The organism is Bacillus altaicus, from assembly GCF_042136375.2.
Classification (GTDB): domain Bacteria; phylum Bacillota; class Bacilli; order Bacillales; family Bacillaceae_G; genus Bacillus_A; species Bacillus_A cereus_U.
In genome coordinates this window covers 2,628,293-2,649,176 of the sequence record NZ_CM143394.1, presented here as the reverse complement: position 1 = coordinate 2,649,176, position 20,884 = coordinate 2,628,293, and the positions used below count along the sequence as shown (strand labels likewise).

Here is a 20,884-nt window from a genome sequence, read left to right as displayed (position 1 = left end):
TATTTATTATAACCGGTTCGGTTAAAAGGTGTAAAACTTGTTTTGACAATCAAACTACACAAGGAAAAGGATGGCAAGTGCCATCCTTTTTGACATACATTGAACTTTTACTGTTTTCAAGTTTCCTTCTTCGACTAACGAGCCAAAATTTTAATCAACCTTTAACTTTATAGCTTTTGTAGCAATAAAAGTTTTAATATACTTATCTAATATCCTTGTTCCACCAAAATCATCCTCATAAAAACCCATTATAACAAAACCAGATTCAATTTGACCTTGGATTTGATCTTCTAGAGTATGTGCGTATTCTATTGTTTGATTTAAATTAATGTAATCTTGAACTTCATCCTCTGGTAAATAATCCAATGTTGATGAAGGGATTGAATGTTTAACATCCAAAATACCTTTTTGTTCTTGGTTGTCATCAAAAATCCATAGTAAAGGATTTATAAATCCAGAAATAAGAATACCTTTATTCTTTAAAACCCTTGAAATCTCATTCCATACAAGATGAACATCTTTTACAAACAAATTAGAAACAGGATTTACGACAATATCAAAATATTCATCTTCAAAATTACTAAGGTCTGACATATCTCCTTGTACTGTTTTTAAATTTAATCCATCCCGTTCCGCTACCTTTTCATCTTGTTCCAATTGCTTCTTAGATATATCAGTAACTGTGACATCTGCTCCAGCAGCAGCCAGTACTGGTGCTTGTTGCCCTCCACCTGATGCTAAACAAAGTATCTTTAATCCCTCTAATGACTTTGGAAACCAATCTCTAGGAACTGATTTTTCTGTGGTGACTGTGATTTCCCATTCACCTGATTTACTTTTTTCAATAACCTCACTACTTACAGGTTGAGTGTATCTAGAACCTTCTTCAACCTTCTTATCCCATGCATTACTGTTTTGTTGTGTAGTATCCATTATAATGATTCCTCCTAACTATCTAGTTGCATTTTAATTGTGACATTATTAACTATTTACACCCTTTTTCTATTAACCTGCCGATAGTTAATAAATGGTTTTCTATATTTATTTTAGCACATAAAAACCACACTTTTCGTAATATTTCAATTAGTTTAGTATATTGTAAAAAATGAGAATTGTTTCCGTTATAATAAAATATGAAAACAAAAATAAAGGAAAAGAGGAATGATTATGCAACGAATGTCTTTTGAACGCCCTACTGATCATTACGATGAACGCTTATACTGTATTGATGAAAAAATTTGCGCCCTATTAAAAGAAAGAAAAGAACTTTCGAATGGGAATCCAGGATTTCCGCCTGATGAGGCTATTTCTAATTGGGCAAAGCAGCACGGATTTTATCCAGACTATTTAAATTCATTGTTCTCCACTATGATGGATGAAGAAGAATTTAAACCTCACGTCGAACCGACTAAGTTTAAAAAACATATACCTGTTTTAAAAACCTATGAGCATAAAGGAATAGTGTATACTCTAACCTTTATTCGTCAATATTCTAACGCTAGTGTAATTTACTTATATAAAGAATGGGATTCGAAAAGCAAAAAACTTAATGAGAATAATACACATAGCCTTGTTGAATTATCTATAAATACTACATACGATTGCTGGGCAGAAGGATGGACTGGAACAGATGGACATGTGAGCTACCAATTTGTTGTTTCTCCTGCTCTTCCTAATACTCCGTCTGGAATTAGCTTTTTATTTACAGAACGTAGTATGCCTTTTTCAGACAAGCATGAACGGCTTGAATTTGAAATTAAATTAGATTAGATTAAAATAACGGACATATTATACGGTTAATATGTCCGTTATTTTTTGTTCTCTAGATTCACTAAAGCCCACTCAATCACGATAATTGCTGAATGAATACGTTCCTTCGTATCCCCTAAAAACACATTATTAAGTAAACCATCAAAATTAGTCGGTCTAATAGGTAATGCTTGAATATACCTTAAAGCAGATCCAGCTGGAGGTGTCGGCTTGTTATTAATAGCCCATATCCCCTCTAGCAATGTCCACATTGATGTGTGAACTATATATGAAGCTTTTAACTCATCTTTTGCTTTCAAAGCAGCCTGGATTTTAATAAGCGAACTATTTAACCAATGAGAAATGCCTTTTACTTTATCACTAGAAACAGAATAATTTTCATATTTATGTTGAGCTACTTCCTTTAACCTTTTCAACTCACCGTTACTATCAAATAAAATTTCTCCTTCTAGAAAAGAGTATAATTCCATTGGATTATTTTTAAAGTTTAATTGAATTCTATTAACATCTGCATACTTATATTCAATTAAAATACCTTCTCTCATTTCAGAATGAAAATCTTTCTTTTGTCCATTCTCTAAAAGAACATATAAATCTATATCGGATTCGGGGTATGCGTCACCTCTTGCGATAGATCCGATGAGCATTAACCCACTCACTTCATTCCTAGCGATATATTCATTTAGAATTTTATGTACTAACTCTTTATGGTTTTCATATGTAATAAATGAAAGATTTTCTATCATTTCTATCCTCCAAGTTATTGAGCGCGTAATATACTTCCTATAAGAATATATCGATATTTCTCAGCTTCTAAAATACGCAAACACCTTTTAAACGATATTGAATTATATTTTTTCTCATACATTTCCATTATAAACACTGCTAATTTTTACATACCGAGCTCTATTTTATTTTCACATACTTGTGAAATGCTTAGTCGCATTGCTTTCTATTCATTCTTTGTGCAATTGGGTGATCATCTTTTAGTTGCAGCAGGTCCCATAAATTCCCGTATAAATCCTTAAATACTGCAACAATTCCATATGATTGCTCTTTCGGTTCTCTCACAAATTCTATTCCTCTTGAAATCATTTCATTATAATCTCTCCAAAAATCGTCAGTATTTAAGAAAAGAAATACTCTACCGCCTGATTGGTTACCAATAAAGGGCTCTTGCTCAGGTTTAGATGCCCTAGCTAGTAATATTGTGGTGCCGACTGAACCTGGAGGAGATACCACTACCCAACGTTTGTTTTCTTCTGGCTGATAAATATCTTCAACTAATGTGAAATTTAGTTTCTTTGTATAAAACTCTATTGCCTCATCATAGTCTTTTACTACTAATGCAATATGAACTATCGATTGAATCATTACTGTCCCTCCTAAGCTTACTCACTGATCGAGTTTATATTATAACATTTCTAGTTTTAACCTGTCCGTTAATTCTTCTTACATCACATGCGAATCATTCTCTTTATTCAATATAAATAACCATCTATCAGTATGCAGATAGATGGTTATTTATTCGAAAGAATATAATTAAACAAATGTATTTTTACGACTGTTGATAAGCCGATTTCGATGATTTCACATAATAAACCCCGTGCTCAACCTTAATGATATGATCTGGCTTCGGCTTACCGCGGCCCGCTCTATGTCCAGCTAAGTGCTCTTCACTCGTTTCCCAGTTTTTCCATGCTTCTTCCGATTCCCAGCGAATCATAACTACAACTTCTTCGTCTCCGCGTCTTACTTTTTTCACGAGAACACTTAAGTCGATGAAGCCTTCAAATTTTTCAATAATGCCTTCTCCTGTAAAACGCTCTACAACTATATTAGATGTACCTTCTTTTACTGTAAATGTTTTAGTTTCGATAAACATTTAATCCCACTCCCTTTTTATAATACGAATACTAGTATTCTTCCATTATAATTGATTATGATAATTGTTTTCAATTATAAAGTTTTAAATTATTTGAATTATGCCGATTTCTTTTCAATTGACTCATCCAAAAATTTAAAATACGGAAGCAATATCCCACTTAAAGAAGTGGCACATATAATCGCACCGATGATAAAGTATAATACTCTCACTCCCCACATTTCACTCAGTATTCCCCCTAAAAAGACACCTAATGGCATTGCCGAGCGTATGAAAAATAGTCGCACTGAAAAGACTTTTCCTATCATATTATTTGGGACAGTTTGTTGGCATATCGTCGTGTTATGAACATTGAAAAATGCAATACATATACCGGCAATTACTTCGATTACAATCGCAATAATAATACTATTATTTAAACCTAGTGAAATGTAAGTAAGGCCCCCTACGAATAATCCTCCAAGCATAAGTAGTCGCCTGCTTCTATACTTCACTTTCCCAACTAACATGGAACCAACTACATAGCCAAGCGGGAATCCTGCCATGAAGTAACCGTACTCAGCATATCCTGCTGAAAGTTCGTCTTTTATATAAGGAAGATTTGTAACCATCGTTACCCCTACTCCGAATTGAACGAAAGTAAGAAATACCCCGAGCCAAACGATAACTGGTTTTGTGAAAAAGTATGTAAAGCCGTGAAGAAACTGTTCTAGCCACGTTTTTCGAAGTTCTTGCTTTATCCTCTTTTCTGTAATGAAAAGTAATAATCCTCCACTAATAAATAGACAAACGCACACAAAAAATAGTGTAAGCTTCATTCCAATTAAATGAATTACGATACCACCTAATACTGGCGCTAGAAACATCATAAGGCGAGTCATCCCATCAATATACGCATTTGCGTCTTGAAGCTGTTCTTTACTTACAATGCTTGGTGTAATCGCTTGACTGGCGGGTGTATAAAGCGGCGTAATGAGCCCTACTATAATTTGAACAACATAAACGTGCCACACTTCTACACTGTTAGTAACAAGCATTACTAAAGGCAGTAAGAAAACAGAGGCCCGCATCCACTGCGAAAAAATCATAATCCACTTTCGGCTCCATTTATCAATATATGGCCCGCTTATAAGTTGTAGTATGAGCGACGGGATAAAGTATAGTAACCACATGCTACTTAATGCGGTTTTTGATCCTGTTAATTCATAAACGAGAATTGAATTACATAACGTCCCGAAAGCCCCGCCTAATTCCGAAATCGCACTGCCAATCCACAGAAAAAAGAATGAACGGTTTTTCAATACACTCTTCACTATAACTCACCAACTTTTCTATTAAATTCCTCCCTTTATGTACATTCTCGTTGTATATTATCTATTCAAAAATGCATCTAATTCTTTCGCTAAAGACTGCACTGCTTTCTTTCTCAATACATATTTTCCGTCTTGAATATCAACTAACTTTGCTGAACGTAAAAGTTTCAAATGATGATGTACTGTCGATTTCCCTAGTTGTAATCTTTCCGTTATTTCTTGCAGCGTACGCTCTTGTTCAAATAGTAGTTTTACAATACGCAATCTTGCCTCATCCCCGAGCGCCTTATGTTTATGAACTAAAAAATAACTCGGCTCATACGGATCCTCTGGATGTATACTTTCATTTGCGACCGGATAATGAAAAACTTTCGTATCTTCAATATCAGCTTCTATGTTCCACGGTCTGTATGTAATTTGCGGGATAAGAAGTACGTGATGAACACTTGGCTCTGGCATATATGTAACTCCACCTGTTGCCCACTCTACAAACTCTTCAGGTTGCATCTTTTTATTCATTTCATTTTTCGCTTCATAATCTCGTTGTAGTATAAAAACAATTTCTTCTGCCTCTTTTTTAACAACACTGTCATACCACCCTGTCATAACGGCGATTAAATGCGTTTTTAGTTCACGCACATCAACATGACATACAAACTCTATATACGTAGAAAAAAACTGATGATCATGTGTCAGTTCCTTTAGTTCGTGTATTGCAGATGCTTCCCCGCTTACTGCTAAACGTCTTTTTTCCTCATACACTTCTCCTAAAAACGGTAAACATATATACTTTAAATCTTCTTCTGAAAGTGAATCGATATTTGCAATAAACTGTGATAGATCCTGAAAATCTCCCTCATACAATAACTGAAGCAATGATTTCCATGTATTATTTTCTTCTACAAACTGTAAATGCTCTATCATTTCATGAGGTAATGATTGTCTAACTTCTTCCCATTCACTTTGAGTCTTTTCAAGAGTATCGATTAACCTTTTATGAGTAATTGCCGCAATGCCAAGTGCACATTCGAAAAGTATCGAATACCTCATTTGAACGTTGTATGTTTCCCTCTTTCTACTCGTCACGTGAAAAACTTCCATTTAATCCCCTCCTTATTTGCTATGTATTGAATTCTATATTTATCGAATTATACCTTCTAACTTTTTAGAATTTTAAAACTTTCTGAAACTTTATATTGCTACAAATTTTTAAATTTAAGTTGCACTTGATTTTCTTGTTCAACTATGAGGCAGGTTTCTTGAAGAGAAAGGAGAATTTATTACATTTAGAAAAATGATTTAGAAAGCATAAGTTTATTTCTGCAATTGCTACAACGGCGCCATATTGTTCTTTTAGAAACTTCCAAACATCAATCAGATGATAATTAGGTACGTTTCTATCTACTTTCTATAACACTTATTGTTGGTCTATCTCATAGTTAAGGAGGCTATACGAATGGGTAAAAAAGAAATATTACAAAATGGAGTCAAGCAAGTTTTTTACGAAGAAGAATGGTATCCACCGATATCAGAAGCGTTAAAGAATCTTACTGCTGCACAAGCATGTTGGCACCCAGAAGGAAAGGCCAGTAATTCGATTTGGGAAAATGTAAACCATTTACTAACCTTTAAAGAGCGCTTACTGTCCCGCTTACATCAAGATGACACATTTGTTGCTCCACAAAATAATGATGACACGTTTGTCCAAGGTGGACCTAACGATGATGATGCTTGGCAACAAACAGCGAAGCGAACGATTCAAGTACATGATGCCTTACAATCTTCATTAACATCCCTTCAAGAAGCAGAACTGGATCAACCAAGTCCGTCTCTACCAGTTTGGCAACAATATCTGAATATCCTATTGCACGATGCTTATCATACAGGACAAATTGTACAACTTCGTAAACTCCAAGGTTCATGGCCATCGCATCGTTCATATTTATAAAGTGAAGGCTAATAATCAGTGGGGGTTTACGGACAGTTGATCTCCCACCTAACTACTTTGCTCCACCTGAATTTTGAGGTGGGAGTTTTACTGCCCACAAATAGCGGGATAAGCGATGATAGACAAGCATATGATTCTACATTTAGCAGAATAAGTACAAAAAAAGCAAATGAGATTCTAACTCTCATTTGCCTTTTTGTATGTTGGAGAAACGTCCTACAATGAATTATTAACCCTAATTAAAATTCAACAAAGAATGTTCAATGGATAAAGTAAAACTTTAATTAGGCATTTCCGGGCCATTATCTCCCGCCTCACTTCCTCGTATTCGCCAAGTTTTGAGGTAGGAGTCTTACCGCCCATTAATACAATTCATTTACACTTATTAGTTCATCTGCGCATCGTTCAATAGCCCAATTATTTCACTCAACATTTCTTCTGTAAAAGCACCTGCGCTAAAGTTCACTAATGCTCGTAATGGCATATAGTTCAGCATAGCATCCATCATTTCAGAGACATCACTATCCCCTTCAGCCATACTACCAAACGGACTGTCTTTTAATGCTTTTTCCATAAGCCCTTTTGCGATTGGTGCTAAGATTGGGTCCGCAAATATGTCCCCGAGTAACGTATTACGATGTACTGGCTTTTGAATTATAGTCGTTGATTGAACATACATGCTATCATGTAAAACAATCTCTTTTGAAGACTTTCCTACTAAAATTTCAAATTCACCTGTTTCAACATGCCAGTCCTTTAATTCAACATTATAATAAGCAAATGATCTTTTATTTAAAGTAAAGCTAACCGTTTTTTCTTCTCCCGGCTGCAATTCTACTTTTTCAAATCCTTTTAATTCTTTTTCAGGACGAATCATAGTGCTTTCAACATCTTTTATATAAAGCTGAACAATTTCTTTCCCTGCTGTACTACCAGTATTTTTCACGTTTACACTGATAGAAACAGTATCCTTATCCGTTATCTCTTTCTTATTTATTGAAAGATTACTATACTCAAAATTTGTATAGCTTAATCCAAAACCAAATGGGAACAACGGTTCAATATTTTTCGCATCGTAATAACGGTATCCGACGAACACACCTTCTTTGTATTCCACTTTGTCCCCTTCACCAGGGAAGTTTAAGTAAGAAGGATTATCGCTTAATACTTTCGGGAATGTTTCCGCTAATTTCCCACTTGGATTCGCATCGCCAAATAATAAATCAGCAATTGCTCCGCCTAATGCTTGCCCTCCTAAATAGCCTTCAAGTATTCCTTTTACTTTACCTATCCATGGCATTTCAATTGGAGCACCGTTACTTAAAACTACAACGATATTACTTTGAACTTCAGCGATAGCCTCAATTAATTGCACGTGATTTTCTGGCATCTGTAAATGTTTTCGATCAAATCCTTCAGATTCATAACGATCTGGAAGTCCAACGAAAAGGACCGCTGTATCTGCTCGCTCCGCTATTTTTTTCGCTTCATTAACCATGCTTTCATTTACATCATCACTTGCAATGTCATAGCCTTGGGCAAATAATATGTTAGTTTTTTCACCTGATACCGTTTCAATTTCTTCGAGAATACTTTCAAGATTTGTTGGATTAATATGAGAGCTTCCGCCGCCTTGAAAACGTGGTTGCTTTGCAAATCCTCCGATTACTGCTACCGTTCCCTCTTTTTTCAGCGGAAGAATGGAATCTTCATTTTGTAACATAACCATACTTTCACTTGCAACTTCTCTTGCAAGCTGATGATGCGCGTCCTTACTATATACAGCGTTTTCTAATTGGTTATCATAAGCTTTAAAAATAATGTAAAGAAGACGCTCTGCCGCTTGATCAAGCTTTTCTACGGATAGCTCACCACAATTAACTGCATCAACAATTTTCTTCTCACCAATTCCAAAGCTTGAAGGCATTTCTAACTCCAAACCGTTCGCTAAACTTGCAACACGCTCATTTACTGCACCCCAATCAGAAACGACAAAACCTTCAAATCCCCATTCATCTTTTAAAATATCATTTAATAAATAGTTATTTTCCGAAGCGTATTCACCATTTACCTTGTTGTAAGCGCTCATTACTGTCCAAGGCTGTGCTTCCTTAATGACATCTTCAAAGCTAGCAAGATAGATTTCACGCAATGTTCTTTCATCAACAATTGCATCTACAGACATTCTGCGATGCTCCTGATTATTAGCAGCGAAATGTTTTAATGACGTTCCAACCCCTTGACTTTGTACGCCTTTAACATGGTTTGCAGCCATTTGTGATGATAAATATGGGTCCTCTGAAAAATATTCAAAGTTTCTTCCGCACAGCGGCGAACGTTTTATGTTTGCACCTGGTCCAAGGAGAACTCCTACATTTTCCGCCTGACATTCTTCTCCTAATGCAATTCCTACTTGTTTTATTAATTCTTTATTCCACGTACTCGCTAATCCTACTGCTGAAGGGAAACAAGTCGCTGGAATACTGTTATAAATCCCTAAGTGATCTGCTCCTTCTGCCTGTTTTCTAAGCCCGTGTGGTCCATCAGTTACCATAATTGAAGGAATTTCTAATCGCTCAATCCCTTTTGTATTCCAAAAGTCTAATCCAGAACATAGACTTGCCTTTTCTTCTAATGTCATTTGTGAAATGATTTTCTTAATATCCCTTTTCATGATAGCCCTCCTAAAAATAATTAAGTAAACGCTTTCTTAATATTATTATAGTTATTATTTTTTAGATATTATGGTATATTTTTTAGAATAATTGTAAAAATTTTATCCAATTTTTACAGAATAGAGGTTAAAATAATGAGTTGCTCCAAACTAGAGGATTTATATTATATTTGTAAACTAATCTTTGACGTACATAAAACACCTGTCTATTTTCTTAATAACAAAGGAGATTTAGTATTTGAAATCTCTTCCAATATTCAGCATAACCCTATGTATTCTTCAAAAGAGGCGATACTTAATGAACTATTTAAGGAACAGCCTCACTTTACTTTTCCGTCATTAGAAGAGACAGCCTTTCTTGAAAATTTTTTCGCAATTAATCTACGTTTGAACGACCAAATTAGTGGGAATATCATTGTTGGACCCGTCCTTTATTCCAGGCTATCAGAAACATCAATTAAAGGTATCGTTAATGATCTTCAACTAAAAATAGATAAAGAAGAAATGATTCGATATTATCGTTCTCTATCCATATTAAATAATTTGAGTTTTTTAAATATAAGTTTAGTGCTTTATTACATGCTGTATCAAAAACAGTTGAACATAGCAGATGTTCTGCAAAAAAACATGCTTGTAAAAAAGGTGGAATTTAAAATTGAACAGCCCGAAATACATATATCGGAGCAACGTCAAAGTACATTAACTCATATCGATCCACTAGTTGAAAGGAAAATATTTGAGTGTATTAAGCAAGGGAAAAAGGATGATTTAATTAAAAATCTAAGGAGATTACCTGAATCAGGAGAGCTTGGGGTGTTATCAAAGACAAGTCACCTGCGAAGCCAAAAAAATTCTGCCATTGCAGCTATTACACTTGCAACTAGATCTGCTATAGAAGGAGGACTTTTCCCTGAAATCGCATATACTCTTAGTGATTTATTTATACAAAAACTCGAAGAAATACATAAAAATGAAGCCATTTCCCCTTTTTTGGAGAATGCTTTACTTGAGTTTGCAGAACGTGTCAAAAACGGGACTATAAAAAAACATTCCAAACCTATAAACGAATGCCAAAATTATATATTTACTCATCTTTATGGTGATATTACACTAACTATCCTTGCAGAAATAGTCACATTAAACCCTAGTTATCTATCTTCTCTTTTCAAAAAAGAAGTTGGAATTTCTCTAAATGAATATATTCAGCGTGCCAAAGTAGATGAGTCAAAAAAGTTAATGACTTATACGAGACATTCTATATCCGAAATTTCTACATTATTAAATTTTCACGACCAGAGTCATTTTACAAAGATCTTTAAAAAACATACTGGTATTTCACCTAAACAATATAAAAATAGATGTTTTTAATGTTTATCCTACTATAAAGAGCAGTCTTCCCTCATTCGACCATTAGAATTATTTATTTGCTTTACAAAATCCCCTCGACTTATGTTGAGGGGATTTTACTTATTAATGTAATATACGTTTTTCTTTTTCTTTTAGTTTCTTCTTATATCTCCTAATGTATGAGTAACCTTATTTTCGTCCAGAAAATTCAAATTCAATTTATGAATTGTTTGTCATTCCATATACAAGCCCTGAAATATATGGAATTAACCAAATGAACCACACAATTACACTAAATGTGTGAAACTTTGCAATCATTTTTATATCCTTTTTCTTCAAAACTACAGTAGCCCACACAGCATGAAATAGCATAAGTAAAATTGCTGATAAACCCGTTATGCCATGAAAGCTTAATAGAGAACCTTCTGAAGCCATTTTCTCCATTAATGTAGTACCAATCGTATCGCATGCTAATCCAACCCAAAATATAACCACATGCCAAGGTTTTAATGTCTTTTGAATCTTTTCACTCCAAACCCCAACTGAATAAAAAATAAGTGCTGCCGTAATAAATGTAATAGCTGATGCTAGCACATCAATCACCCCTTTACAAAATTTCTCTTACTATTACAAGATTTATATTATCTAAGAATTATGAACAGAGTATGAATGGGGCATTATCCTTCCAAATATATATCGGATTTTCATTCGTATTTTAAGGTGTATCCTTAGCATTTCTGAAAAAAATGGCTAAACAACAACGCTAAGCAAAAAATACAATAACGACGATATTGTTGCTTACAAAATTACATATAGGGAGTTAGCTGCATCGACAGGCATGCCGAAGAATCATTACCTAACACAAACAGCACACCTGAATGATTGAGTCAGGTTAAAAAAAATAAATTAGGGACAGTCATAACTGCCCCTAATTATTAAATAGAAAAAATCCTATTCGAAGTTTTTATTGCCTATAAAGTTAGCCCGCCATCTACAAGAACAATTGAACCAGACATATAGCTTGCCTTATCTGATGCTAAGTAAGCAACCATTTCAGCGAGTTCTTTCGGATCAGCATAACGCCCCATTCTCATATTGGAAATCTCTTCTGGAACGTATCCACCTTTTGCAAACTGAGCTTCAACACTTGTTGTTAATGCTGTTTTCACACCGCCAGGACAGAGTGCATTAATGCGAATTCCTTTTTTCGTATATTCTAATGCAGCACCCTTGGTTAAGCCTACAACCGCATGTTTGCTTGCAGAATATGCAGCTACACTGTGTTCAGGACGAACCCCTGCAGTAGAAGCAGTATTAATAATTGAGCCACTTCCTTGCTCCTCCATCACTTTTAACACATATTTCATTCCAAGGAAGACCCCTTTTACATTGATAGACATAATGCGGTCAAATTCGGATTCTTCTATTGAAGTGAAAGGTGCGAACTTTTGAATAACACCTGCATTGTTGAAAAATATATCAATACGTCCATATGTTTTGACTGCTTTATTTACATAGTTTTGCACATCTTCAGTTTTCGAGACATCGGCCTGAACAAAGATACCTTCTCCACCTTGGTCTTTCACAAGTTTTAACGTTTCTTCTCCTGTTTCCTGATTGAAATCGACTAATACAACTGTTGCACCGTTGCTAGCAAGTTTCAAACTGCTTGCTCTTCCGATTCCACTTCCTGCACCAGTTATGACAGCAATTTTATTTGATAATTCCATGTTTAATTCCTCCCTACTTATAATTTCTTACATCAATCATTTTATTGCTTGTATAAAAAGAAATATTGTATTATCTTACGAATAATAGTATTTATTTAAGTATTACAAAAATATAACCAATTTCAAAAAAATGAATGGAGTTTATGGAATCGATGGAAATAGTCATAGAAGATTTACAATATATATGTGAGCTTATTTATGAAGCTCATCAAATACCTGTTTATTATGTCAATCAATTTGGTGAGATTGAATACGAATTTTCAAGTAAAGACTTACGGGGACATTCATATTACAGCCAGTTCAAAGAGCAAATCAGTGTCTATACTTATGAAGAGAATCCTAAGGATTTTCCTATTTTCTTTTCGAATTCAAATTTGAACTTTTTCTTTGTCAATCTAAAAAAAACGAACCTATTTTTAGGTACCATTATTTTAGGCCCTACCCTTGATTCACAAATATCTGATGAAAATATTAGTAAGATCCTTGATACTTTTAACGGAAACCTGAATAAAAGGAAACTCATTGAATACTATCGTTCCATCCCCATTATTGATAGTCAACAATTCCTGACGATTAGTCTATTGGTTTATTATTTGATGTACCATAAAAAGCTTGATAAAACGATGGTCATCCAAAACAATAAAGCGTTGACCCTTGATATGATTGAATTAGAGAATCCGGATCTTGAGCTTTCAAAAGGGAGAAGGAATTTCATTTTCCATTCCAATCTTTCATATGAACGAGTTTTGCTTGATTATGTCAAAAAAGGACGGATAAATAAATTAAAGGATATCTTCGATTACTCTATTGTCGGTGAGGCGGAATTAGGGTTATTATCGAAACGAAATCGCCTAAGAAGTGAAAAAAATTTAATGATAACTGGAATTGCTCTTGTTTGCAGAGCGGCCATTGAAGGTGGTTTAAATGATGAAACGGCCTTTACCTTAAATGATTTCTATATTCAACAACTCGAGGAATTAGGAAGCTTAAAAGCAATTTTAAAATTAATGGAAGAAGCCATAATGGATTTTACCAATCGTGTGCACCAATTAAATGAAGAAAAATATTCTGCAACAATTACAGCTTGTCAACATTATATTTATGACCATCTTTATGACAACATCACACTTGATCACCTTGCACAAATGTGTCATTTAAGCCCAAATTACTTATCATCACTTTTTAAAAAAGAGGTTGGTAAACCACTAAGTGAATACATTCAACGGCAACGAGTTGACGAAGCAAAAAAACTATTACTTTTAACAAATTATTCGATTTTAGACATCGGCATGTGGCTGAATTTCAACGACCAAAGTTATTTTATAAAAATCTTTAAAAAATACACTGGTATAACCCCCAGGCAGTTTAGAAATGATCATTTTCCCGATCATACACCGACATAATTATCTATCAATGAAAATTTGAGCAAACTATCAAATAGGGGTACCAGCACATCACTATCAACCTAAGATAAAATTATATCCATAATTCACAGAAAAATGGACGAAAAGACCATCTTGATATTTTAGGTGTCGTTTATCAGTACACTGTATCCAATACCGAGTAGAAAACTGCATAATCTAAAAAATACACCTTATCAAGGTTTATTTGGTATGCGTATTTTTAAAAACAAATAAATAATAATTCAATCATGTAGGTAACAAGGACAGAAGTTTATAGAAAACTCAATCTTGATGGACATGGAGGTACCTCCATCATTTTTGAAAAAACAACGCTAAGCAAAAAATATAATGAGCTGTCCATATGAACAGCTCATTTACACATAATTATCGTTAGCAGAAGTTATTTACTTGCTAATAAATCTTCTGCGTAACATTTAATCATCATATAGCCTGCGGCACCTAGCTGACCGTACGTATCCGCTTCTTCTTGAGTCGCCTGCCTAAGTACCGAGTATCCTTTCATCAACATGCAATTCTCATCATGAACCAGTTGTGAAGTGAAATAATCTTCTTCAATCCCATCTAACTTTAAAGAACGATAGCCACTTATACAACCATCCAATGCTGTTTCATGAATGGTTTTAATGTGAACATTCAGTTGTATTAATGTTTTACACCCTTTTAAATCCTCAGCTATAGGTGGACTATCCCCGACCCAATCCATCAAGCCTGCTAAAAATCCCCTTCTACTATTTGGTTCCATTTCAATTACCCTGCCACAAACAAATTTCCTGTTATCTAAAGGAATAGCCCAAATATGTTTTCGATTTATGAATATTACTCTCTATCCTTTTTACTTTGGGCTTAACCTACCTTGTTAGATTAATAGACCTATTACTCTATAAAGTGAAACTTTAATCAACCCGACTCTCACCTAACTTTCGTGCTCCAGCCGAATTTTGAGGTGGGAGTTTTACTACCCACAAATAGCAGGATACTTTTTTCATCCACGAATCACGTATTTTAGTCCCATTGATCCCCTTACGTGTAGTTTTTGCGTACTGATACCAATTTCTGCTCCGAATCCGAATTCAAATCCATCAGTAAAACGAGTTGATGCATTATGATACAGTGCAGCAGCATCAACAGATGTGAAAAACTTTCAATTCCACCTGCTTGTTTGCTATGTATTAAGTTCTTTTTAGTATTTAAAAATAATATGAATTAATCCCTAACATCATTTACATTCTTCATAACTTATCGTTGTAATCTAAATTAGGAAGAATAGGAGCTTTTTGATATACAAATAATAACTCTCAAGGAGTTGTTGACATGCATTTCATATTAAATATGTTAGGGATTTTCGTTGTAATATTAATCGTTTTCCTATGTTCGCCTAATAAAAGAAAAATAAAATGGAGACCAATCGTTATTCTAATAATATTGGAGCTTTTTATTACGTGGTTTATGTTAGGCACCAAATTGGGCAGTATTATCATTAATAAAATTGCGTCATTTTTCAGTTGGCTACTTTCATGTGCGAATGAAGGTATTCGATTTGCATTTCCTTCAGCTATGGAAAATCAAACAGTTGATTTCTTCTTTAGCGCATTACTACCTATCATTTTTGTTATCACTTTTTTTGATATTCTTTCGTATTTTGGAATCTTAACTTGGATTATTGATAAAGTTGGTGCAATCATTTCAAAGATTTCTCGTTTACCAAAGTTAGAAAGCTTCTTTTCCATTCAAATGATGTTTTTAGGAAATACGGAAGCACTTGCAGTTGTTCGTGATCAATTATCTGTGTTAAAAGAAAATCGTTTGTTGACTTTTGGAATTATGAGTATGAGTAGCGTCAGCGGATCCATTCTTGGTGCTTATCTATCAATGGTTCCAGCGACATATATTTTCAGTGCTATTCCTTTAAACTGTATTAACGCATTAATTTTAGCCAATGTTTTAAATCCTATTGAAGTTACTAAAGAAGAAGATGTTATTTATAAACCTTCAAAAAATGAAAAAAAAGATTTCTTTTCTACTATTTCTAACAGCATGTTTAAATGGTATTTTGAGCTTTTTTGTAGCAGGTTTAACAATTCAAAAAATCTTCTCTATTATCTTTAGTCCCTTCGCTTTTTTACTCGGTTTAACAGGCAAAGATGCTATGTATGTAGCTGAATTAATGGGGATAAAAATAACAACGAATGAATTTGTTGCAATGATGGATTTAAAATCAAACCTAAATTCTTTACAACCACATACAATTGCAGTTGCAACTACATTTCTAGCTTCTTTTGCAAACTTTAGTACAGTAGGTATGATTTATGGAACTTACAATTCATTATTTGGCGGGGAAAAATCATCCATAATCGGTAAGAATGTTTGGAAGCTTCTTGTTAGCGGAATGGCTGTTTCCTTATTAAGTGCTATGCTTGTGGGGCTTTTTGTGTGGTAAATAATCTTTAAAATAAAAGACACTCACTATATGTTAAAGATATATAACTACAATTAAGTATTATAATTAAAAGCCTCTATCAAAAATTACTAAGTAACTTTTGATAGAGGCTCCTTTTATTTAGGTCGCTCTATATTCATCAAAAAAATTGAATACTACTTTACAGGGTTCCGCCAGTATTTCGAAAAAAAACCACGCTTAGAGCATGCAAGATTTTATACAGTTTTTCGGCTAATTCAGTAACAAACGAGCAACCTAAAAACGCGCCATAATAGGAATGTATAAAAAAATGCATAGCTCCATAGAACGAAAAAAGGAGATTCTCTTGTGAAAGTAGGGTTCCTTCTTTTTCCTCTCTACCGATAATGATGCGTTATGTTAACTGAATATACATGATTCCTCGTTAAACAAAAGAGACAGGTTATTTAATAAAAAATGATAGTTTGGAAATACTACCTGTCAGAACATCAAATTAGAATCGAGGTAATAAATTGATAGCTCCATTTCGTTTATTCATTACCTTAATACTTTTAATTAGTTACCCAATGACAATCATTGCTAAAGAAATTAAGTATAATCACAACAGCACTACTATTCCAGAAGTACAGAAAAAAGTTAATTTCACTATTTTATCTCCAAAAAAAATTCCAGATGATTGGACATTAGATACAAAAACATCTCCTTGGATAAGCCTACATTATATGGATAGCAAGGATACAAAGCTAATGGTTGCTATTTCCCTTAATAGAGGAATTCCATTATCCGCTAAAGACTTCCCCCATGCTGAACAAATTGTGATTAACGGAAATAAAGGTTATTTTTCAGCATGGGGAAATAGTGGAACACTGGACAAGAATGGAGAACTCATTACAGGTGGTTTACTCTGTTGGACACAAGCTGGAACATATGTAGAAATGCAAAGTACAAGATTACCAAAGGAAAAAATGCTAGAAATTGCAAGGTCAATGAATTAACGTTATTTACTTATAGAGCGAAAATAAATATTGAATAAATTAAATACGATAACTTCCTATATCGATAATTATGTAAATAAGCTGTCCATATGGGCAGCTTATTGTATTTTTGTCTTAGCTTGTTTTTTCAAAATGCTGCCGATCCCCCTTTACTACGTCTACAATTTTGACAATTTACCAAGTAAAATGGCATAGTCTTTTTTTAATTTTTTGTTTTCTTCATCCACGACCTTTTACTAAGCTAAGCATTCATTTTTTAGGTAAGGTCCTTAAAATAACTTTTATTACCAATCTAAAATTATGCATAAAAAAGGACAGTAGGAACATCGTTCCTTACTATCCTTACTCATATATACAATGTATTTTTAAAACTAATTGAGTGTCTTTTATTTTCGAATCTGTCCATTCCCACGAATCACATATTTTCTGGAAGTTAATGCAGGTAGCCCCATTGGTCCCCTTACGTGTAATTTTTGTGTACTGATGCCAATTTCTGCACCGAATCCGAATTCAGATCCATCTGTAAAACGAGTCGATGCATTATGATAAAGCGCTGCGGCATCAACAGATATGAAAAATTTGCTGACGTTTTCCTCGTTCTCTGTAATAATCGCTTCGGAATGCATGGATCCATACGTATTTATATGATGAATTGCTTCTTCCGTAGTGGAAACCACTTTAACTGCCAGTGTGAGAGATAAAAACTCTGTTTCCCAGTCTTCTTCTGAAGCTAATGCAATAGAAGAATCAATTGCCAATGCTTTACTATCCCCACGTAGCTCCACGCCTCTTTCCTTCAAAGAAGAAAACAGCTCGCTACCAAATTGCTGCGCCCAATTCTCATGAAGTATAATCGTTTCAATTGCATTACATACAGATGGACGCTGCGTTTTTGCATTTGTAATAATATCAATTGCCATTTGTTTACCTGCTGTTTCATCAATGAAAATATGACAATTTCCCGCACCTGTTTCAAGTACTGGAACAGATGCTTCTCTCACTACAGTATCTATTAACTGCTTGCCGCCTCTTGGGATAAGAACATCCAAGTACTCATTCAATGTAAACAACTGCTTTGCACTATCGCGCGTTGTATCTTCTATGAGCTGTACACTTTCTGAAGGCAAGCTTGTTTGTTTGAGCGCCCGGTGAATAACACTAACGATGGCTTTGTTAGAATGAATAGCAGAAGAACTACCACGTAGTATTACTGTGTTCCCTGTTTTTAAGCAAATTGTAGCAGCATCCACTGTCACATTCGGCCTTGCCTCGTAAATCATTCCGACAACACCAAGTGGTACACGCATCTCCTGAATAGATAATCCATTTGGTCTTTCCCATGCACTTACACATTCTCCAACAGGATCACGTAAATCAATTAGTTGCCTAATACCTTCAGTCATATCAATGATACGCTGTTCATTCAGCATAAGGCGATCAAGAAGAGAATCAGAAAATCCTTTAGCCTTACCTTCTTCGATGTCCTGTTTGTTTTCCTCTAAAATATAAGCTGTTTCTAATATCAACTGATCTGCAATCGTAGCAAGTGCTTCGTTTTTTTGATTTGTAGATTTAAGCACAAGTTCTCTAGCAATTTCTTTCGCCTTTTTCCCCTTTGCCAACACTTCATTCATTTTTATTTCCTCCTTTTAAAAAGTTAATAAGTAAAAATTCGAGACCCGTTTATCTCCACCAACTAAGTGTTTCCCGCCTATGGAATTAAAGAATTTGAGCAGTGGACTCTGCCCTCTCTATTCTTAAAATGAAACCCAATGATCCCTATGGATAACTTCATAACTATGCCTTTCCCCTCTTGCTTGAATATCCTGGCTCTGCATACCTTTTAGATCCTTTAGTTCCTGTGCACTATATGTGCATTGGCCTTTCCCTATTACGCGCCCTTGTTGCGTGATTACCTCCACAACCTCACCCACTTGGAAAAATCCTGACACACTAGTAACACCAGCAGGAAGAAGACTCTTTCCATGTTGAATGATGGCAGTGGCTGCCCCCGCATCTACTTCAATTTGTCCGCTAACAAGCGAATGCAAGGCGATCCATTGCTTGTTCATCTTAATCACTTTTTGAGGAGCATTCCCGATATATGTTCCATCACCTTTTCCCTTCATAACATCTAAAAATTTCTCCTGTCCACATCCCGTTCCGATAAATACACTCACTCCAAGAGATAGTGCCGTCTTTGCAGCATCGATTTTTGATTTCATACCACCAGTCCCTAGTTTTGAGCCAGCATCTCCTGCAAGAGAAGCAATTTCTTCCGTTACCTCAGGAAGGAAATGATATTTTTTCGCATCCGCATTTTTCTGAGGATTTTGGTCATATAAACCGTTCACATCTGTAAAAATCATGAGCATATCTGCCGAAACAAGCCCGCTTACTAAAGCTGACAGCATATCATTATCACCGAACGTCAGCTCTTCTAAAGAAATGGAATCATTTTCATTGATTATAGGAAGAGCGGAACGATTTAGTAGCTCTCCTAAAGTAGCGTAAGCGTTACTGTATTGTTCTTTTCTAGAAAAATCACTTCTCGTTAGTAAAAGTTGTGCAGTAACGATACCATATTTACGGAATTCCTCCGTGTACGCCTGCATTAATAAACTTTGCCCGACAGCGGCAGCAGCCTGTTTCCCTTTAATTGTCACAGGTCTGCTAGGATACCCTAGAGCAGAAAAACCTGCAGCGACGGCCCCAGATGTAATCAACAAAACTTCATGCCCTTCCTCTTTCAATCGTGCCAATGCAGCAACGTGATCTGAAAGTTGTTCTTTACAGATGCCTCCATGACTTGCTGCCAAGGAACTGCTCCCAATCTTTACAACAATTCGTTGTTTTTTCACTTTTTTATCCCCCAATTCTAAAATCAAAGTTTTTATGAATTACACTTTTATTTATACAGTTTGCAGCTATGTCTATCCTCATCAATGCTGCACCTATCGTATTAAAGGGCAAAATAAAAATGACCGCTTCGCCCTTAATAAAATAAAAAGGACGAAACGGTCATTGTTCCGCGGTACCACCTTAATTGATATACATAGATATCCACTTGGCGCCTATAACGCAGGCGTACGCCTAAACTTTCATTTAAGACTCAGGGATAGGTTCGATACATTCTATACGAGGAATCTTTCAGCCGGTGAATTCCACTCTCTTTCGCAAGAAGACATATGTACTATTTCCCTTCAACGATTTTCAATTTAATTTTTTATATTATGCTATATATTTCGTTTTTGTGTCAAGAGGTATTTTGCAAAATGAATATGATGACAAGTTTCTTGTATGAGATTATGGACATACTGGATGATAGTGAAAATTGATATAACTATACTCATATTCATAAACATAAAATCTTTAAATATAA

The 20,884-nt window shown here is 34.8% G+C and carries 17 protein-coding genes, 2 pseudogenes and 1 other annotated feature; of the genes and pseudogenes, 6 read left to right on the top strand and 13 right to left on the bottom strand.

Features of this window, described 5'->3' with window-relative positions; translation table 11 throughout:
• Nucleotides 1–150: 150 nt before the first annotated feature.
• A complete protein-coding gene (locus tag ACE38F_RS13800; protein ID WP_375368845.1) occupies nt 151–933 on the bottom strand; it encodes a class I SAM-dependent methyltransferase in 783 nt (260 codons plus the stop codon).
• 234 nt (nt 934–1,167) lie between these two features.
• Between ACE38F_RS13800 and ACE38F_RS13795 the strand changes: the two genes are divergently transcribed.
• On the top strand, nt 1,168–1,770 hold the full coding sequence (locus ACE38F_RS13795; protein ID WP_375368844.1) for a hypothetical protein: 603 nt from the start codon (nt 1,168–1,170) through the stop codon (nt 1,768–1,770).
• A 38-nt stretch (nt 1,771–1,808) separates the two neighbouring features.
• On the opposite strand, the gene ACE38F_RS13790 is transcribed toward ACE38F_RS13795, so the two are convergent.
• From ACE38F_RS13790 to ACE38F_RS13770, 5 genes are all read right to left on the bottom strand, one after another.
• Nucleotides 1,809–2,516: a nucleotidyltransferase family protein gene (locus tag ACE38F_RS13790; RefSeq protein WP_375368843.1), complete on the bottom strand. Its 708-nt coding sequence runs from the start codon at nt 2,514–2,516 to the stop codon at nt 1,809–1,811.
• Nucleotides 2,517–2,706: 190 nt separating this feature from the next.
• Nucleotides 2,707–3,144: a VOC family protein gene (locus ACE38F_RS13785; protein WP_375368842.1), complete on the bottom strand. Its 438-nt coding sequence runs from the start codon at nt 3,142–3,144 to the stop codon at nt 2,707–2,709.
• 184 nt (nt 3,145–3,328) lie between these two features.
• Nucleotides 3,329–3,655, bottom strand: a complete 327-nt coding sequence (hmoA, locus tag ACE38F_RS13780; RefSeq protein WP_000469495.1) for a heme-degrading monooxygenase HmoA — start codon at nt 3,653–3,655, stop codon at nt 3,329–3,331.
• A 98-nt stretch (nt 3,656–3,753) separates the two neighbouring features.
• Nucleotides 3,754–4,968: an MFS transporter gene (locus ACE38F_RS13775; protein WP_215553434.1), complete on the bottom strand. Its 1,215-nt coding sequence runs from the start codon at nt 4,966–4,968 to the stop codon at nt 3,754–3,756.
• 57 nt (nt 4,969–5,025) lie between these two features.
• Nucleotides 5,026–6,069, bottom strand: coding sequence for an ArsR/SmtB family transcription factor (locus ACE38F_RS13770; RefSeq protein ID WP_215553435.1), 1,044 nt, complete (start codon nt 6,067–6,069; stop codon nt 5,026–5,028).
• Between the two features lie 355 nt (nt 6,070–6,424).
• Here ACE38F_RS13770 and ACE38F_RS13765 point away from each other — a divergent pair, with 355 nt between their 5' ends.
• Nucleotides 6,425–6,916: a DinB family protein gene (locus tag ACE38F_RS13765; RefSeq protein ID WP_375368841.1), complete on the top strand. Its 492-nt coding sequence runs from the start codon at nt 6,425–6,427 to the stop codon at nt 6,914–6,916.
• 385 nt (nt 6,917–7,301) lie between these two features.
• Here ACE38F_RS13765 and ACE38F_RS13760 read toward each other — a convergent pair whose 3' ends face one another.
• On the bottom strand, nt 7,302–9,590 hold the full coding sequence (locus ACE38F_RS13760; protein ID WP_375368840.1) for a glycoside hydrolase family 3 C-terminal domain-containing protein: 2,289 nt from the start codon (nt 9,588–9,590) through the stop codon (nt 7,302–7,304).
• 135 nt (nt 9,591–9,725) lie between these two features.
• On the opposite strand from ACE38F_RS13760, the gene ACE38F_RS13755 reads away from it, so the two are divergent.
• Entirely contained in the window at nt 9,726–10,958 is a 1,233-nt protein-coding gene (locus ACE38F_RS13755; protein WP_341025111.1) for a helix-turn-helix domain-containing protein, read from the top strand.
• Between the two features lie 198 nt (nt 10,959–11,156).
• On the opposite strand, the gene ACE38F_RS13750 is transcribed toward ACE38F_RS13755, so the two are convergent.
• Together ACE38F_RS13750 and ACE38F_RS13745 are read right to left on the bottom strand one after the other, a co-directional pair.
• Nucleotides 11,157–11,531: an HsmA family protein gene (locus ACE38F_RS13750; RefSeq protein WP_215553439.1), complete on the bottom strand. Its 375-nt coding sequence runs from the start codon at nt 11,529–11,531 to the stop codon at nt 11,157–11,159.
• 377 nt (nt 11,532–11,908) lie between these two features.
• On the bottom strand, nt 11,909–12,667 hold the full coding sequence (locus ACE38F_RS13745; protein WP_215553440.1) for an SDR family NAD(P)-dependent oxidoreductase: 759 nt from the start codon (nt 12,665–12,667) through the stop codon (nt 11,909–11,911).
• A 152-nt stretch (nt 12,668–12,819) separates the two neighbouring features.
• Here ACE38F_RS13745 and ACE38F_RS13740 point away from each other — a divergent pair, with 152 nt between their 5' ends.
• Complete coding sequence (locus tag ACE38F_RS13740) at nt 12,820–14,070, top strand: helix-turn-helix domain-containing protein (protein ID WP_375368839.1); 1,251 nt, start codon at nt 12,820–12,822, stop codon at nt 14,068–14,070.
• Between the two features lie 400 nt (nt 14,071–14,470).
• On the opposite strand, the gene ACE38F_RS13735 is transcribed toward ACE38F_RS13740, so the two are convergent.
• Together ACE38F_RS13735 and ACE38F_RS13730 are read right to left on the bottom strand one after the other, a co-directional pair.
• A complete protein-coding gene (locus ACE38F_RS13735; RefSeq protein WP_375368838.1) occupies nt 14,471–14,833 on the bottom strand; it encodes a hypothetical protein in 363 nt (120 codons plus the stop codon).
• A gap of 240 nt (nt 14,834–15,073) precedes the next feature.
• Nucleotides 15,074–15,229 (bottom strand): annotated as a pseudogene (locus tag ACE38F_RS13730) (gamma-glutamyl-phosphate reductase); the annotation flags it as partial.
• 173 nt (nt 15,230–15,402) lie between these two features.
• On the opposite strand from ACE38F_RS13730, the pseudogene ACE38F_RS13725 reads away from it, so the two are divergent.
• Nucleotides 15,403–16,528: pseudogene (locus ACE38F_RS13725) on the top strand (nucleoside transporter C-terminal domain-containing protein).
• A gap of 491 nt (nt 16,529–17,019) precedes the next feature.
• Entirely contained in the window at nt 17,020–17,502 is a 483-nt protein-coding gene (locus ACE38F_RS13720; protein WP_375368837.1) for a DUF4367 domain-containing protein, read from the top strand.
• 386 nt (nt 17,503–17,888) lie between these two features.
• Here ACE38F_RS13720 and ACE38F_RS13715 read toward each other — a convergent pair whose 3' ends face one another.
• Nucleotides 17,889–19,136: a glutamate-5-semialdehyde dehydrogenase gene (locus ACE38F_RS13715; RefSeq protein ID WP_375368836.1), complete on the bottom strand. Its 1,248-nt coding sequence runs from the start codon at nt 19,134–19,136 to the stop codon at nt 17,889–17,891.
• 123 nt (nt 19,137–19,259) lie between these two features.
• A complete protein-coding gene (gene proB, locus ACE38F_RS13710) occupies nt 19,260–20,363 on the bottom strand; it encodes a glutamate 5-kinase (protein WP_375368835.1) in 1,104 nt (367 codons plus the stop codon).
• A gap of 144 nt (nt 20,364–20,507) precedes the next feature.
• Nucleotides 20,508–20,718 (bottom strand) — a binding site (T-box leader).
• Between the last annotated feature and the right edge of the window lie 166 nt (nt 20,719–20,884).

Bases quoted from the DNA above. Each gene is read 5' to 3' on its own strand.
- hmoA (WP_000469495.1), bottom strand. From the start codon at position 3,655: ATGTTTATCGAAACTAAAACATTTACAGTAAAAGAAGGTACATCTAAT.
- ACE38F_RS13795 (WP_375368844.1), top strand. From the start codon at position 1,168: ATGCAACGAATGTCTTTTGAACGCCCTACTGATCATTACGATGAACGC.
- ACE38F_RS13760 (WP_375368840.1), bottom strand. From the start codon at position 9,590: ATGAAAAGGGATATTAAGAAAATCATTTCACAAATGACATTAGAAGAA.
- ACE38F_RS13765 (WP_375368841.1), top strand. From the start codon at position 6,425: ATGGGTAAAAAAGAAATATTACAAAATGGAGTCAAGCAAGTTTTTTAC.
- ACE38F_RS13785 (WP_375368842.1), bottom strand. From the start codon at position 3,144: ATGATTCAATCGATAGTTCATATTGCATTAGTAGTAAAAGACTATGAT.
- ACE38F_RS13790 (WP_375368843.1), bottom strand. From the start codon at position 2,516: ATGATAGAAAATCTTTCATTTATTACATATGAAAACCATAAAGAGTTA.
- ACE38F_RS13745 (WP_215553440.1), bottom strand. From the start codon at position 12,667: ATGGAATTATCAAATAAAATTGCTGTCATAACTGGTGCAGGAAGTGGA.
- ACE38F_RS13800 (WP_375368845.1), bottom strand. From the start codon at position 933: ATGGATACTACACAACAAAACAGTAATGCATGGGATAAGAAGGTTGAA.
- ACE38F_RS13715 (WP_375368836.1), bottom strand. From the start codon at position 19,136: ATGAATGAAGTGTTGGCAAAGGGGAAAAAGGCGAAAGAAATTGCTAGA.
- ACE38F_RS13735 (WP_375368838.1), bottom strand. From the start codon at position 14,833: ATGGAACCAAATAGTAGAAGGGGATTTTTAGCAGGCTTGATGGATTGG.
- ACE38F_RS13740 (WP_375368839.1), top strand. From the start codon at position 12,820: ATGGAAATAGTCATAGAAGATTTACAATATATATGTGAGCTTATTTAT.
- ACE38F_RS13755 (WP_341025111.1), top strand. From the start codon at position 9,726: ATGAGTTGCTCCAAACTAGAGGATTTATATTATATTTGTAAACTAATC.
- ACE38F_RS13770 (WP_215553435.1), bottom strand. From the start codon at position 6,069: ATGGAAGTTTTTCACGTGACGAGTAGAAAGAGGGAAACATACAACGTT.